Origin of the sequence: Syntrophotalea acetylenivorans, assembly GCF_001887775.1 — a bacterium.
GTDB lineage: Bacteria > Desulfobacterota > Desulfuromonadia > Desulfuromonadales > Syntrophotaleaceae > Syntrophotalea_A > Syntrophotalea_A acetylenivorans.
In genome coordinates, this window is the sequence record NZ_CP015519.1 from 66,811 (window position 1) to 81,819 (window position 15,009).

Consider the following 15,009-nt stretch of genomic DNA (forward strand, 5'->3'; position numbering starts at 1 on the left):
CCGTGCCTTCCGTGGATAACAAAGGGTTCTCTGTAGTGCTTATAATCAATTTTTTATCGACGGTGAAAACATTATTCAGAAAGGCCCAAGACATTGTGTGATCTTTCCTTTGTCATATTGACCTGGAATTCAGAATCATACCTGCAGCGTTGCTTCGATTCCATTATCGACAAGTGCCGTCAGGAACAATTGGTTTTTGAAATTATAGTGGTCGACAACGGTTCGTCCGATGATTCGTTGGCTCTTTTTGAACGTTATGAAAGAGACTACCCGGAAAACTTCGTACCGATTTTACTGAAGGAAAATACCGGCACGACTTACTCGCGCAATCTCGGTTTGAAAAAGGCGCGGGGTCAATATCTCTGTATTCTTGATTCGGACACTGAATTCTCCGTTGGTTCTTTGAATCAGGTTCTTCAGCGCCTGGAACAAGATAAGCAGGTCGGTCTTATCGCGCCCCGTCTGGTCTATCCCGATGGTACCGTGCAGAACTCGGTAAAAAAATTCCCCGCCTTCTGGCACAAACTCAGCAAGCTGCCAAAAGCCCTGTTGAAGATCCCGGTGCCGAATCGCGATTTCTATAGCGACTTTCCTTTCACTGCCGAGCGCAGCGTCGACTCCGCCATTTCGGCCTGCTGGTTTTTCCGCAAGGAGCTTGTAGAGGAGGTTGGTCTGCTCGACGAAAAGATCTTTTATTCTCCCGAGGATCTCGACTACTGTCTTCGGGTGCGCAAATCAGGCCGGCAGATCATTTACTGTCCCGATCTGACGGTGATCCATCACACCCAGCAGATTTCCCACAAAAAACCGTTGTCCAAGGTGTCTCTGAGCCACTTCGGCGGTCTGCTCTACTATTTCCGTAAGCATGGCGGCTGGTTGTCTTGTAAAGGCATTTATAGGCAGATTGCCGCTCAACAGGCCAAGGCTGCGACCTCCGGCCAGTCAGTGGCGGGTTCCTGATGAACGAAAAACTTCATAGCTGCGCCCAGTGGCTGCCTCACTACCTGTGGCGCTCTTTGTCACGGACACTGGCGGGCGGGAGAACGAAGCCGCGCCATATCTATTTCGCTATCTGCGATCACTTCGAGCCCTACTGGGGTAAGGCCGACAAGGGCACCGCTCGCAAGCGACTGCAGCGCTGGTTGGATGAGTACCCGAAGATCGCCGAGAAATACCGGGATTCCGATGGGGAGATGCTCAAGTACAGCTTCTTCTATCCCGAGGAAGAGTATCAGAAAGACGATCTCGATGCCCTGGCCGAGCTGTGTCATGCCGGCTATGGCGAGGTGGAAGTTCACCTGCACCACGATAACGATACCTCCGAGAACCTGCGCCGCACTCTGCTCGACTATAAAAAGCGCCTCCATGAAGAACACGGACTGCTGTCGGTGGATAAACGCACCGGCGAGATCGCTTACGGCTTTATCCACGGCAACTGGGCGCTCGACAACTCCCGTCCCGATGGCCGCTGGTGCGGTGTAAACGATGAGATCAGCATCTTACAGCAGACCGGATGCTACGGCGACTTCACCATGCCCTCGGCTCCCAGTAATACCCAAACCCGCAAAATCAACAGCATCTACTATGCGGTTGATGATCCGCAACGGCCCAAGTCCCACAACTGGGGGCGCAACGCCAGGGTTGGCAATCAAGAAGCAGGTTTGCTAATGGTACAGGGGCCGTTGTCACCGGCTTGGCACCATCGCAAATGGGGACTTATCCCCCGCATCGAAAATAGCGGCCTGGCCGTTAGTACGCCCCTAAGTCGTCAGAGGGTACGCTCCTGGATCGATATCGGAGTGCACGTTCAGGGCGCCCCTGAGCATGTGTTTGTAAAACTCTATGCTCATGGCACCCAGGAGAAGAGCCTGGAGATGTTTTTTGATCAGGGGGGTATGTCTCAGTTGCTTGAGCTGGTTCAGGAAGAAGGAGAGAAATCAGGAGCCAAGGTGCATTTCGTAAGCGCCCGGGAGATGGTCAATGTTGTCCAGGCTCTTGAGGAAGGAATGGCGAGGCCCGAAGAGTGCCGCAATAGCCGGTTCCTTAGCCACTTGTCACATCAGGTGAGACAGGCCGGTTAATGCTTTTCTATTTGCTTTGTATATACGTATCGCTCTATTACATTCGGCCATTTGAGTGGTACGGGCCTCTGCGCGGTTTACCGATTTTCGCCGTGCTGGGCATCATCTGTCTGCTGGCCCTCTTCTACTGCTGGGCGACCGATAAGATCCGCCTCTTCGCCTACAAGACTGACTATATGATGGCCGGCTTCGTCCTAGCCATAGTCTTATCCCATCTCAGCAATGGCTATTTCGGCGGGGCTGTCGATTCGGTTATGCAGTTTCTCCCAAGTTTGGTGGGTTATTTTCTCATTGCGCATGGCTTGGACAACAGACAAAAGGTCAACCGGTTTATTTTACTGTTGATCGTGCTGTCAACCTATCTAGGTTATGAGGCTTGGTTGCAACATTCGCAGGGTTTTAGTCATGGCGGCCTGGAGCCGCTCTACCAGCAAATAACCAATGCCGACGGGGTCCGTGAGCCATTGCTTAGGGTACGCTGGTACGGTTTGTTTAACGATCCTAATGATTTAGGGTTGGCATTGGTTATAGCGGTACCCTTTTTGATTCAGCGCATATTAGAGAAAAAATACATTATAGCGGTTGTGTGTCTGCCAACCCTGTTATACGCGATTTATCTGACCAATTCCCGGGGGGCTATGTTGGCGTTGCTGGCCGCCATTTTCACATTTTTCATTCTATATTATCAAAGCAAGAAGGGGATGATATTTGGAGTGATCTTAACGGGACTTCTAATCGTTTTCGGTCCCAGTCGCATGGCCGAGATTTCGGCGGGGGAGAGCTCAGCCTACGGTCGTATTGAAGCTTGGTACGAGGGCTTTCAAATGTTTAAGGGCAGCCCCCTCTTCGGGGTTGGTAAGGGCATGTTCACTGATTACCATGCACTGACAGCCCATAACTCTTATATGCTGGTACTGGCAGAGTTGGGGGCTGTTGGGTCATTTTTTTTCATAGGCGTGTTCTTTTATTCTTTAAGGTGGGCTCAAAAACCCTTTTTCTCTAAAAGAAGTATGCCATCGAACAGCCAGGAACATGGTTTGCTTGCGGCCTGTTACGGAAGCTTGATGGGCCTCATGATATGTATGTTTTTTCTTAGTCGTGCCTATATTTTACTGCCTTTTATGGTTTTGGCCCTGTTGACCAGCTTTATCAATAAGTTGAATAGCACAGAGACAATAAAACCAAACCCCGATTTAGTATCTAAGGATTTCCAAGTGAAAAGGATTGGTCAGTTGGTTTTGTTGGAGATCGTTGGAATGTATGTTCTAATTAAGGTACTTCTGTGAAAGTTTGATTCAGACTGGAGTTTATGGAATGCTGAAAAATATCCTTTCCAATTGGTCCAACCTTTTCCTGTCTATATTGGCAGTCTTTGTGCTTTACCCATTTTGCGTTCGGGTGCTTGGAGAAGAACAGTACGGGGTTTGGCTGTTGATATCCTCCATCACAGGATACTTCGCTTTGCTCCAGCTGGGCGTTCCTCTGGCAAATGTGCGTTTTATTTCTAAATACTATGCCCGTGGAGAGATTGACAAGCTGAACGAGGTTTTTAGTTCAAACTTCGCTTTTTTTTCGCTGCTAGGCTTGGTTGTTCTTCTTTCCGGTATAGGTCTAGCATGGTCAATTGACAATTTTTTTCAGATACCAGCAAAATTTCGGCCCCTAGCACAGCTGGCAACCATCATCGCCTCGGCAAACATAGCCCTAAGTTTTGTTTTTGAAGCGTTTGAAGGTGTGTTGCATGCCCTGCAAAAATTTGTCTTCCTTAACTTTGTAAAAAACATTCTTTTGTTTGTGAGGGTTTTTCTCACCTTTCTAATCTTAAATTCGAGAGATGGGCTTTTTGTTCTGGCTTCGATTCTTGTCGTGGTTACTGTTTGTCAAGCAATGTTCTTATATTTTTACATCAGGTTGAGGCATCCTTATGTAAGGATAAAAAAGAGATATATTAAGCTCGCGACATTTAAAAAAGTGGCTGGTTACAGCATTTTTGTATTAATTTTTCAAGTGGCTAGCAGGGTGAGTTTCAATACCGATGCAATGGTGATCGGAAGCATTGTTTCTGTTTCGTCCATCGTATTTTTTACCGTCGGAAACAATTTTATTATCTATTCCATGCAATTCATCACAGGGATCTCAAAAGCATTAATGCCCCGGGTGAGTGAATTAGATTCGTTAAAAGACAACCAAGGCTTGAAAGATGTTTATTTAAAGTACAGTCGACTAACTTCATTTTTAGTCCTTCCCCTGTGTTTAGGGTTTATTTTCTTTGGTGGCGATTTTATTGCTCTCTGGATGGGGGAAAAGTATCGAGTAGTCTCGGGTAACATTCTTTCGATTCTAGCGATCTCCTATCTCTTTTTTCTGGTACAAAGGGGAGTGGCTTATCCGCTTTTAATGGGTACCTCAAATTTGCGATTTCCAACAATTTTTATGGCTGTGACAGCTATACTTAATCTTTTGTTGAGTATCTGGTGGGGGAAATATTACGGACTTTACGGTGTAGCGTGGGGTACTACTTTGCCGAACTTATTGAACACGGCAGGAATTGTCTGGTTTACATGTCGCACATTCAAGCTGGCCATAAGAACTTATCTGGTATCCGGCCTTTTTATTCCCCTCAGTGCTGGTGTATTTTTTATCATTCCGGCTTTTGTTTTGCACAAATATATAATTTTAGACACTTATCTTAAATTTGGTTTTGCCATAATTAGTTCGAGCCTTATTTATTCATTCTTTGTATTGCCAATATATATTGATAAAAAAAACAGAGACTTCCTGTTAAAAAAAATTCGGTTTTCATACGCAAAATAAAAAAAGGAGAAATGAGTGTTTCTATATTTGGCAAAATGTTTATTAAGAACCTATAGAAATAATCAGTTATTAAAACTTTCCCAAAAATTTCATCGAGAAGCAACTATAGGGCCTTTTTTTGAGCTAGAATTAGGCGCATCTATAAAAAACGAATCAGATGATAAAGGAAAGATTATAATAGGCCATCACTGTCGAATTAATGGAACGCTAGCCTGTAAAGAATTCGGGAAAATAAAAATAGGTAACTATTCAACTATTCAAAGTGGTGCCTCCATAGAATGTTTGCAGAATATCTCTATTGGAAATTTTTCTGCTGTGGCTGGTTGCGCTTTAGTAACGGATAACAATACTCACGCAATTGGAATTGAAGAATGGATCAAACACCGCATCCGAACCGCGCCAGAAGGCGCAGGTTACCCCGGCTTAGGGAATGGATGGGAATTATCTGATTCTGCACCTGTCAAAATAGGTGATGGGGTCTGGGTTGGTGCAGGGAGCACAATTTTAAAAGGAGTGACGGTTGGTGATGGGGCAATTGTCGCTAGAGGGTCTGTGGTGACCAAAGACGTTGTGCCGTTTACTATAGTTGCCGGAAACCCAGCAAGAAAGGTTAAAGATCTTCCTGTCCCTGATAAACCCATTGATGAGATCGTTAATGAAATATTAGTTAAATGAGGCTACCGTGATTTGAATTTTAAAACTTTAGGAGGAGCGTCATACCATTATTCAAATATGTTTCTCCAATCCCATTTTATATTATTAGTTATTTTCTTATTTTTATATGCGGTTTGAATTAGTTAAAGTTGCAGATCATAAGGATAATAAAGTTCAGCTCCATGATTTAGAGCGCATACGATTAACCACCAAAACATTGTCCTTTCTATTGTGTCTTATTATATTAAAAAATATAATAAGATGAAATATTTTTTGTAATTGGTGACAAATAATGATTCAAGTTACTAGGCACATAAAAAAAATTTATAAAGGAATATTGTGGCGTTTTTTAAGAGTTGATAAACTATTAGTCTTTAGTTCCTCTTTATATTCATCTAAAGAATTTCCAGTTTATTCATTCAAATTTATCCGAATATGTAAGCCTAATGACGCCTATAGTCTGCAACAGTTAGAATGTGCGATGCAGTCTATGGGTGAGCCGGCAGGCCTTGTTGAGTCACGATTGAAAAATGGTGATGAAGTTTTTGGGTGGTTGGATGGTGATCGAATTGTATGCTTTGGATGGGTTACATATAGAAAAAGAGCTCTCGGATTAGTGCGCTTCCAAGACAAGCATGGCCGAGTTTTTTTATATAACTTTCATACATCAGAAGATTATCGAGGTCGTGGTCTGTATCCTGCCTTACTAATTAAGATACGTCAGGTGCTTGGTTGTGATCTTGGGGCCGAATTCATTATTGATGTTAATTCTAAAAACCTGAAATCTATTAGGGGAATTGAAAAAGCAGGCTTTGCTCCTGTTGCGCAGCTTTTTTTCTTGGTTCTTTTTAACTGTTGGAGGTGGTCATTTAGAATAAAAACTATAGACCACTCGTCCAGAGATCTATTTCAGATATGAGAGAAGTATAATATATGTCAAAATTATCAGAAAATGAAAAGGTGGTCGCGCGTATTATTACAAATGAACTTGAATGGGATGCCATTAGGTCTGCCTGGAATGGACTTTTTGAGCGGAGCCCTAATGCATCACCGCCTCTTCATTTTGATTGGCTGCGTAGGTGGTGGCGTACATATGGTCATGTCTATGCGGATGGTTTGCTGATTTTTACTTTATGGCGGGAAACAAAACTTATTTGCGGTGTGCCTTTATATGTCAGCAGGGGAAAGTTTGGTGTCAGATGCATTCGTTTTATCTCAACGGGTGAGGAGGAGTATGAGGAAATTTGTCCAGATTATTTGAATATTCTCGCTTTGCCAGGTGAGGAGGAGGTGTCCGCTGCTGCGTTTTGGCGTGAGATAGCTGGCTTGGGTTGGGATCAAATTGAGTTTCAGGACTTGCCTAAAGATTCGCCATTGTTTCCTAATTATAATGACATGTTTGATGCCCAACCTTATTTCAGGGGAGGGTGTCCCATCGCAAATATTTCTGGAGGGTTTGACGCTTATCTTGGGCGCTTGTCATCGCATAGGCGAAATAAGGCTCGCCGTCTCTTGAGGGATGGAAAGCGGGCCGGAGTGAAATTTGAAATCGTTGAGCACTGTAGAGCCGACCAAGTGTTTGACGCATTAATTCGATTACACCAAGAACGATGGGTGGCAAATGGAAAACCAGGTGTTTTTTCGGCCCCGAGGTTCGTTGAATTTCATCGTAACCTTATCCATGATTGGATGCCCGAGGGAAAGGCATTGCTCGCCCAATTGTTAATTAATGATGAGCCAATAGCTGTACTTTACGGTTTTGTTTCTGGTAGTAAATTTGATTTTTACCAGTGTGGAATTAGGCGCGATCCTACCATTTCTCTGCGGAGTCCAGGGAATTTAGCTAATTTGCTTTTTATAAAAGCACTCTCAGAAATGGGAATAAGTGAGTATGATTTTCTCCGGGGTTCTTCTGCTTATAAGAACGAGTTGGCGACATGTGAAAACCAATTGTTTGGGTTAAGAATATGGCGATTAACCCCTAGATCGATGGTTCACCGTTTCATGGGCCTTTCTTGTGGTGCCGTTCGAAAAGGATTATCTCTGTTCGGAATTTATTAGATTTTAATTTTAAATGTAATTCTTTGTTGCTGAAAAGGTAAATTAAAATTGTTGGGAAAAAAACTTATTTTATCGAAAATATTATACCGCTCTCGGATAACTAGTCTTTTAGGCCTGATGTCAAGAAATAAGATTATAGTATGCAATTATCATCGCCTGTATAAAGAAAAAATATTCACAGAATTTGATAGAGGGGTATTTGCTCACTCTGTTATAGAGTTTGAGAAGCATTTGTTATGGCTTAAAAAGAACACTAAAATATTAGCGGAAAGTGAACTTATTGATATTTTATCCGGTAGGGTTTCAACAACCAAAATATGCAGCTTGGTCACATTTGACGATGGTTATATAGATAACTATACGCTTGCATATCCTTTGTTGAAGAGATTAAACGTGCCGGCAATCTTTTTTATTCCAACAGGATTGATTGATTCAAGAAAGCTTGGTTGGTGGGATGTTATTGCGTATTTAATAAAAAAAACTGAAAATACTTCTGTTGATTATAGGGGGGAGGTTGTTTCGCTCGAAAGTAAGATATCTGCGATTAAAAAATTTCAGGGCATTATGAAAATAAAGCCGTTTGAAAAAACAGCAGATCTACTTCACGAGCTCTCTAGTTTATGTGATGTCCCATTGCCAGATATAAAGAAGCAATCAAAAGAATTGATGACTTGGGAACAAATCAAGGAAGTCTCTGATGCTGGCATAGATATAGGGTCACATACTCATAGTCATAGAGTTCTGAGTACCATATCAAAATATGAACAAAAAAAAGAATTAAGTTTTTCAAAATCAATCATAGAGAAAAAAATTGGAAAAAAAGTTAATACAATTGCGTATCCAGTCGGAAATTATCAACACTTTAATTCTGATACAATTAATGTTATTTCTAAGACTGGCTATGATGCTGGATTTTCTTTCAATACAGGGATTAATTATACAAGAGAACTAAGTGGATTTAATCTTAAACGAATAGAACCTTCGGCAAATATAGAACTTTTGGCATCAACAATTTTTTTCCCAAGGTTATTTATTTAATAAAGATAATAGGGTTAACAGCTCATATGTACCAAAAAGTTTACGAGAAAATTTATTTTCCATTTTTCGAGAGATTCCTAAAGCATAGACGCATAGCTAGTATCTATGAGGGGTCATTTGAAACACAATGGCTAAATTTATCAAAAATACAGAACCGTCAGGTCAATTCTCTTAAAAAACTACTTTGTTTAGCGCAGACCCACTCTGCCTATTATAAAGACCTTTTTAAACGTAACAGTTTTGATCCTCATGAACTATCATCGTTAAACGATCTTTCGCAAATAGATATTCTGAACAAAGATATTATTCGTCAGAAATTTGATTCTCTCATTTCTTCTCCCTTTAAAAATAATCTTTGGCGAAAATCTACTGGTGGGTCTACAGGTCAGCCTCTTCATTTTGGATATACCAAAGAAAGCTACGAGTGGCGGGTAGCGATGTCCAAACGGGGCTATGCTTGGGCTGGGGCCCGCCCCGGAACAAAGCAGGCGTACATATGGGGAGTATCGCTTGGTGAAACTACTACAAAACAGCGATTAAAAGAATCGTTACATCATTTTATTGATCGTCAAAAATTTTACAATTGCTTTGAGTTTGGGGAACAGGAGATGGCACAGTGTCTTGCTTCTCTTAACAAATGGCAGCCTCAAAACCTTGTTGGGTATACTAACCCTCTTTACGAATTTGCTCTTTATGTGGACCGCAATGGGGGACCGCTTTTTAAGCCACAATCTATTTTATGTGCAGCCGAAAAGGTTTATCCCTATCAACGAGAGGTGCTTCAGAAAGTCTTTGGTGCACCAGTCTTTAATACTTACGGTTCACGCGAATTTATGCTTATTGCTTCCGAATGTGAAAAACATGAGGGCCTGCATATAAGTATGGAAAACCTTATCGTTGAGGTGGTAGATGATGACGGAAGGCCCACTAGACCGGGTGAGGTTGGCAAGATTTTGGTGACTGATCTGCATAACTACGGTATGCCGTTTATTCGCTATGAAATTGGTGATATGGCACGAGTCAGTGATCACCAATGTTCATGTGGTCGCGGACTTATGTTGTTGGACGACATAGTCGGTCGATCTCTTGATGTCATCAGGTTGCCGGAGGGTAAAACATTACCTGGAGAATTTTTTCCGCACTTGATGAAAGACTTTCCAGAAGTTTATCGCTTCCAAGTTATTCAGGACCGGATAGATCAGCTGATAGTTAAACTTGTTCCGCATGGGGAATTAGGAGCTGGGACCCGGTCAGCAATTGAGCAGATAATTGCTTCAGCTGTTGGGCCAGATATGGTTGTTGCATATGAAATTGTCAGTGAAATCCCACTAACGATTTCCGGGAAACATCGAGTTACCATATCCAATTTGAGCCAGGTGGTTGCGTGATGTTAAATGTTTTGCATGTTGTTCTTGGGCTAGAAATCGGTGGGCTGGAGAAATTTGTTTTAGGCCTGGTCAAAGGCAGTAAAAAGGAGGTTGTTCCACATATTCTTTGTTTGCAAAAAAAAGGGGCCTTGGGTGAACGGATTTTTGATGTACCGATCTTTGAACTAGACTGCTCGGAGGGTATAAAGCCAAAAGTTGTCCTGGATATTTATAAAATAATTAAAAAACTTAAGATCGAGGTTATTCATACCCATAATCCTTCCCCTCATTTCTACGGGGCTTTGGCCGGTTTTTTTGCAGGAGTACCCGTTGTTCATACCAAACACGGTCGAAATTATCCTGGTTCGAAAAAAAAGGTTCTTTTAAACCGCCTGTCCACAGCCTTTACTTCAAAGATCGTCGCTGTGTCTCACGAGGCAGCCGAAGTTTGTCGATTGACCGAAAAAGTACCTGAACAGAAAATACACACAATTTGGAATGGTGTTGATGTCAGTGCTTTTCTTCCTGCTAATGGTAAAAAACCACTTTTGAGTTCTCTTGGTATAGATGACACAAATGTGGTTGTTGGTATTGTTGCCCGCCTTTCTCCTGAAAAAAACCATTCATGCCTATTGCGTGCTTTTGCTGAGACTCAAAGTGAGTTTCCTTTGGGACGGTTATTAATCGTTGGTGATGGTGTTCTCCGTCAGCAACTTGAAGCTGAGGTAAAGTCACTTGGTTTGGGAACCAGCGTTATTTTTACAGGCTCCCGTCATGATGTTCCCGAATTGCTGAGGGAATTCGATGTTTTTTGCTTGTCTTCTAAAACTGAGGGGCTGCCGCTGACTGTTTTGGAGGCGATGGCCTGCAGTTTGCCGGTAGTTGCCACCAATGTTGGAGGTAACTCTGAGGCGGTAAAGGACGGGGAAACAGGGTTTCTTGTTGAATCGGACGACTCTGCCGCTTTAGGGATTAGACTTAAGAGCCTCCTTGGGGATGGTGATTTGCGTAAGCAAATGGGGGAAGCTGGGCGATTACTTGCGGAGAACCATTTTGACAGCCAAAGCACGGTCAAGTGTTATGTGGACTTGTACCGGTCTGTTGCTAGGGGGCGGTCATGACCAAGAAGAGGCTTCTTTTTGTCTCCAATCTTTTCCCAAATCCCCTTGAGCCACAAAGGGGCACTTTTAATCAACAACAGGTTGCTGCGTTGAAGAAATTTTACCATATTGATATTGTGGCACCTGTTGCCTGGACGTTGTGTGAGCGTAAAGCTGGCATACCTTCAAAGAGGGAGTTTGATGGTTCTGCTGTATATCACCCCACCTATTGGTATACGCCCGGGTTATGTCGTTCATGGTATGGGCGATTTTTTTTGAGATCGATTCAAAAAGTAGTTCTTGAGGCCCATAAGGCGAACCCGTTTGATGCTGTTTTTGCTTCTTGGCTTTATCCGGATGGCTGGGCGGCAGGAAAATTGGCTCAAATTATGGGGGTTCCTTTTTTCGTTAAGGTGCATGGCACGGATGTCAATCGTCTAAAATGTGGAACTTTGATGACAAAAGTTTCAATTGAAGGGATAGGGGGGGCTGAAAGAATTTTCAGTGTGAGTGGCGCTTTAAAGTCCCATCTTATGTCACTGGGCGTTCTGGAAAGAAAAATAAAAGTAATTTATAACGGTGTGGACCAAAAGATTTTTTATCCGCGCCCAAAAGATACGGCCCGGCAGTCTGTTGGTGTCGATGGCCAGAGCCAAATAATTCTCTTTGTCGGGAACCTGAAAAAGGAAAAAGGGCTCGGGGAGCTTGCCGCCGCTTTTTCTAAGTTGATTAACTCTGGTGGGGAGAGGGACTACAGATTAGTTATTGTCGGGAGAGGACCTTATGAGGGGGAACTCAAAAAGCAACTTGAAAACCTGGGTGTCATAAACCAGGTGCAGTTTAAGGGAAGCCTCCCGCCAGAGAAAGTCGCTATGTGGATGAACGCAGCTTCAGTTTTGTGTTTGCCAAGTTATATGGAGGGCGTTCCCAACGTGATATTGGAAGCTCTATCTTGTGAGGTGCCGGTTGTGGCGACAGATGTAGGCGGGATACCGGAACTTTCAGTTAAAAGTGGCTTGCTTCAGATGGTAGCTCCTAAGGATATTGATGGGTTGATTCGTGAATTAAAGTTTGTATTGGAAGAAGATCTGGAAGAAGCAAAATGTAATGGTTTACCTACGTGGCTGGAAAATGCCCAACAAGTTCGAGACGTTATCGACTCTTTCGTTTTCTAGTTAACTCAATTAATAGGAACCTGAGAGTGATAAAAAATAAGGGGATTAAATGGAAAATATACTAATTACAGGGGGCGGTGGCTTTATAGGTTCCAACTTTGTCCGGGAAGCGTTAAAGGAATTTTCAGATTGCCGTATTGTCAACTTAGATAAACTGACTTATGCGGGTAATCTGCAAAACTTATCAGATATTCAAGCAGATTCGCGCTATCGGTTTGTTCAGGGCGATATTGGTGATGCTGATCTCGTTGAATCTATTTTTTCCTGTGAAAGCATCGATACGATTGTAAATTTTGCTGCGGAATCCCATGTGGATCGCAGTATTCACGGCCCTGCAGAGTTTGTTCAAACTAACATTGTAGGCACTTTTAATCTTCTTGAGTGTGCTCGTAAAGCATGGGATGGCAAACAGGAGGATTGTCGTTTTCTCCATGTCTCAACCGACGAGGTCTATGGTTCGTTAGGGGAAACAGGGATGTTTACTGAAACTACTCCTTTCGATCCTCGTTCCCCATATTCTGCATCTAAGGCCTCTTCCGATCATTTGGTCAGCGCCTATTACCATACCTATGGCTTGCCGACCCTGGTAACCAACTGTTCTAACAACTATGGTCCCTATCATTTTCCTGAAAAGCTTATCCCTTTGATCATCAACAACGCTCTGAATGGCAAAGATCTTCCGGTTTATGGTGATGGTAAAAATGTCCGTGATTGGCTTTATGTGGAGGATCACTGTAACGCCATACTTACCGTACTTGAAAAGGGGCAAGTAGGCCAGACCTATAACGTCGGGGGAAACAACGAGAAACAGAATATCGAGATCGTTAAAACCATTTGCGACATTCTGGATGAAAAAGTTGGTTTTTTGCCTTCAGGTGAGTCTCGCCGTAGCCTGATTAGATTTGTCAAAGATCGTCCCGGTCATGATCTCCGCTACGCCATTGATGCCACCAAGATTAAAGATGAGCTCGGCTGGGAACCGTCGGTCACCTTTGAAGAGGGAATCCTTAAAACTGTCGACTGGTATCTTGAAAACCCGGAATGGGTTGCATCGGTTGTGAGTGGCGATTATCAGACCTATTACCAACACATGTACGAAGGCCGTTGAGGTGAAGGGTAAAACCAGGTTTAAGCAGGTTACGGGGCAGCGTGTTCCATGACGGCAGGAGGGATTAAAACGCTACGTAAATGGGCGTTAGTTCTTTTGTTTGTTTAATAGATTGCAATCAATAGGAGTGTTTCGATGAGCGGCCTTAAGAAAGGTATTATTCTCGCCGGTGGAGCAGGGAGTCGTCTTTATCCTTTAAATATAGTGGCCAGTAAGCAGTTGCAGCCTGTTTATGACAAGCCGATGATCTATTACCCCCTCTCTACCCTGATGATGGCTGGGATCAACGACATTCTTATTATTTCTACCCCGCAGGACACACCACGTTTTGAAGATTTGCTGGGAGATGGCAGTCGCTGGGGAATCCGGCTTACATATGCCGTGCAGCCGGAACCCAAAGGTATCGCGCAGGCTTTTTTGATCGGAGAGTCCTTCATTGGTAATGATAACGTTTGCCTGATTCTGGGGGACAACATTTTTTACGGCAAGATGGGGCTGGACCGGATTTGTAGAGAATTTTCCAGTGGTGCTCGAGTTTTCGGTTATCCGGTCCATGACCCGGAGCGTTACGGGGTGGTGGAATTTGATAAAACAGGCAAGGCTGTCGGTATTGAGGAAAAACCGACCAAACCCAAATCCCACTATGCGGTTCCGGGTCTCTACCTTTACGACAATAAAGTTGTGGAAATTGCCAAGTCAATGCAAACCTCTGCTCGTGGAGAACTGGAAATTACCGACGTCAATCTCGCCTATTTGGATCAGCAAGAACTGATGGTTGAAAAACTTGGGCGCGGCATAGCCTGGCTCGATACCGGGACCCACACGAGCCTTTTGGAGGCAAGTCACTTCATTGGTACTTTGGAAAGTCGTCAGGGAGTAAAGATTGCCTGTCCCGAAGAGATCGCATTCCGTATGGGCTATATCGATCATTCGCAAATGGAGCGGGTAATCGAAGAGACTCCCAAGTCGAGCTATCGCGATTATCTGACTATGGTACTGAAGGAAGAGTTCTGATCATGGAAGTATTAAAAACAGAAATCCCCGATGTATTGATTATTGAACCGAAGGTGTTCGGCGACGATCGAGGTTTCTTTTTCGAGAGCTTTAATCACCGGGAATGGGAGGAGCAAACCGGGCTGAAGGTTAATTTCGTTCAGGATAATCACTCTCGGTCAACCAAGGGGGTTCTTCGCGGCCTCCATTATCAGGTTAAACAATCCCAGGGTAAGCTAGTGCGTTGTGTCGTTGGGGAAGTTTTCGATGTGGCGGTGGACCTGCGGAAAGGCTCCCCGACCTTTGGCCAGTGGGTTGGGGTACGCCTCTCTGCCCAGAACAAACGCCAGTTGTGGGTGCCTGAAGGTTTTGCCCACGGGTTTCTGGTGGTGTCGGATGTTGCAGAGTTTTTATATAAAACTACAGATTATTATGCTCCAGAGTATGAACGATGTATTGTTTGGGATGATCCTGATTTGGCCATTTCCTGGCCGTTGGAAGGTGCCCCGAATCTATCTGCAAAAGATCGAGAGGGGAATCTCTTCAGGGATGCACAGGGTTTTTAGTTGGGTCCAGGTCTCTGTGTGTTTTCACTTTAAAATCCAAATAATTGAAGAC

Annotated in this window: 14 protein-coding genes; all 14 read left to right on the forward strand. The window is 43.6% G+C overall.

The annotated features are described in order from the left end of the window. Nucleotides 1–93: 93 nt before the first annotated feature. The 14 genes from A7E78_RS00300 (at nucleotide 94) to rfbC (ending at nucleotide 14,957) form a co-directional block, all read left to right on the forward strand. A complete protein-coding gene (locus A7E78_RS00300; protein ID WP_072282399.1) occupies nucleotides 94–960 on the forward strand; it encodes a glycosyltransferase family 2 protein in 867 nt (288 codons plus the stop codon). After that, nucleotides 960–2,081 carry a hypothetical protein gene (locus A7E78_RS00305; protein ID WP_072282400.1) on the forward strand — a complete coding sequence of 374 codons (1,122 nt, stop codon included), beginning with the start codon at nucleotides 960–962 and terminating at the stop codon, nucleotides 2,079–2,081. The genes A7E78_RS00300 and A7E78_RS00305 overlap by 1 nt, the downstream gene beginning before the upstream one ends. Beyond that, on the forward strand, nucleotides 2,081–3,367 hold the full coding sequence (locus A7E78_RS00310) for an O-antigen ligase family protein (RefSeq protein WP_072282401.1): 1,287 nt from the start codon (nucleotides 2,081–2,083) through the stop codon (nucleotides 3,365–3,367). The genes A7E78_RS00305 and A7E78_RS00310 overlap by 1 nt, the downstream gene beginning before the upstream one ends. Before the next feature lie 28 nt (nucleotides 3,368–3,395). Then, a complete protein-coding gene (locus A7E78_RS00315) occupies nucleotides 3,396–4,895 on the forward strand; it encodes an oligosaccharide flippase family protein (RefSeq protein WP_072282402.1) in 1,500 nt (499 codons plus the stop codon). Between the two features lie 15 nt (nucleotides 4,896–4,910). After that, on the forward strand, nucleotides 4,911–5,570 hold the full coding sequence (locus A7E78_RS00320) for an acyltransferase (RefSeq protein ID WP_072282403.1): 660 nt from the start codon (nucleotides 4,911–4,913) through the stop codon (nucleotides 5,568–5,570). Nucleotides 5,571–5,841: 271 nt separating this feature from the next. After that, nucleotides 5,842–6,468 (forward strand): GNAT family N-acetyltransferase, encoded by a 627-nt coding sequence (locus tag A7E78_RS00325; RefSeq protein ID WP_083552462.1) that lies wholly within the window; start codon nucleotides 5,842–5,844, stop codon nucleotides 6,466–6,468. Between the two features lie 14 nt (nucleotides 6,469–6,482). Beyond that, nucleotides 6,483–7,610, forward strand: a complete 1,128-nt coding sequence (locus tag A7E78_RS00330) for a GNAT family N-acetyltransferase (RefSeq protein ID WP_072282405.1) — start codon at nucleotides 6,483–6,485, stop codon at nucleotides 7,608–7,610. A gap of 117 nt (nucleotides 7,611–7,727) precedes the next feature. Further along, nucleotides 7,728–8,648 (forward strand): polysaccharide deacetylase family protein, encoded by a 921-nt coding sequence (locus A7E78_RS00335; protein WP_235606768.1) that lies wholly within the window; start codon nucleotides 7,728–7,730, stop codon nucleotides 8,646–8,648. A gap of 26 nt (nucleotides 8,649–8,674) precedes the next feature. Next, nucleotides 8,675–10,036, forward strand: coding sequence for a phenylacetate--CoA ligase family protein (locus A7E78_RS00340; protein ID WP_072282407.1), 1,362 nt, complete (start codon nucleotides 8,675–8,677; stop codon nucleotides 10,034–10,036). After that, nucleotides 10,036–11,136 (forward strand): glycosyltransferase, encoded by a 1,101-nt coding sequence (locus A7E78_RS00345; RefSeq protein WP_072282408.1) that lies wholly within the window; start codon nucleotides 10,036–10,038, stop codon nucleotides 11,134–11,136. Before A7E78_RS00340 ends, A7E78_RS00345 begins: the two co-directional genes overlap by 1 nt. Further along, on the forward strand, nucleotides 11,133–12,290 hold the full coding sequence (locus A7E78_RS00350) for a glycosyltransferase (protein ID WP_072282409.1): 1,158 nt from the start codon (nucleotides 11,133–11,135) through the stop codon (nucleotides 12,288–12,290). Before A7E78_RS00345 ends, A7E78_RS00350 begins: the two co-directional genes overlap by 4 nt. A 49-nt stretch (nucleotides 12,291–12,339) precedes the next feature. After that, on the forward strand, nucleotides 12,340–13,398 hold the full coding sequence (gene rfbB / locus A7E78_RS00355) for a dTDP-glucose 4,6-dehydratase (RefSeq protein ID WP_072282410.1): 1,059 nt from the start codon (nucleotides 12,340–12,342) through the stop codon (nucleotides 13,396–13,398). Between the two features lie 135 nt (nucleotides 13,399–13,533). Beyond that, nucleotides 13,534–14,412 carry a glucose-1-phosphate thymidylyltransferase RfbA gene (gene rfbA / locus A7E78_RS00360; protein WP_072282411.1) on the forward strand — a complete coding sequence of 293 codons (879 nt, stop codon included), beginning with the start codon at nucleotides 13,534–13,536 and terminating at the stop codon, nucleotides 14,410–14,412. Nucleotides 14,413–14,414: 2 nt separating this feature from the next. Next, complete coding sequence (rfbC, locus tag A7E78_RS00365) at nucleotides 14,415–14,957, forward strand: dTDP-4-dehydrorhamnose 3,5-epimerase (protein ID WP_072282412.1); 543 nt, start codon at nucleotides 14,415–14,417, stop codon at nucleotides 14,955–14,957. Nucleotides 14,958–15,009: the final 52 nt, after the last annotated feature.

What these genes read in the sequence shown, in the direction of transcription:
- A7E78_RS00305 (WP_072282400.1), top strand. Translation starts at nt 960, where the DNA reads ATGAACGAAAAACTTCATAGCTGCGCCCAGTGGCTGCCTCACTACCTG.
- A7E78_RS00310 (WP_072282401.1), top strand. Translation starts at nt 2,081, where the DNA reads ATGCTTTTCTATTTGCTTTGTATATACGTATCGCTCTATTACATTCGG.
- A7E78_RS00315 (WP_072282402.1), top strand. Translation starts at nt 3,396, where the DNA reads ATGCTGAAAAATATCCTTTCCAATTGGTCCAACCTTTTCCTGTCTATA.
- A7E78_RS00325 (WP_083552462.1), top strand. Translation starts at nt 5,842, where the DNA reads ATGATTCAAGTTACTAGGCACATAAAAAAAATTTATAAAGGAATATTG.
- A7E78_RS00330 (WP_072282405.1), top strand. Translation starts at nt 6,483, where the DNA reads ATGTCAAAATTATCAGAAAATGAAAAGGTGGTCGCGCGTATTATTACA.
- A7E78_RS00335 (WP_235606768.1), top strand. Translation starts at nt 7,728, where the DNA reads ATGTCAAGAAATAAGATTATAGTATGCAATTATCATCGCCTGTATAAA.
- A7E78_RS00340 (WP_072282407.1), top strand. Translation starts at nt 8,675, where the DNA reads ATGTACCAAAAAGTTTACGAGAAAATTTATTTTCCATTTTTCGAGAGA.
- A7E78_RS00345 (WP_072282408.1), top strand. Translation starts at nt 10,036, where the DNA reads ATGTTAAATGTTTTGCATGTTGTTCTTGGGCTAGAAATCGGTGGGCTG.
- A7E78_RS00350 (WP_072282409.1), top strand. Translation starts at nt 11,133, where the DNA reads ATGACCAAGAAGAGGCTTCTTTTTGTCTCCAATCTTTTCCCAAATCCC.
- rfbB (WP_072282410.1), top strand. Translation starts at nt 12,340, where the DNA reads ATGGAAAATATACTAATTACAGGGGGCGGTGGCTTTATAGGTTCCAAC.
- rfbA (WP_072282411.1), top strand. Translation starts at nt 13,534, where the DNA reads ATGAGCGGCCTTAAGAAAGGTATTATTCTCGCCGGTGGAGCAGGGAGT.
- rfbC (WP_072282412.1), top strand. Translation starts at nt 14,415, where the DNA reads ATGGAAGTATTAAAAACAGAAATCCCCGATGTATTGATTATTGAACCG.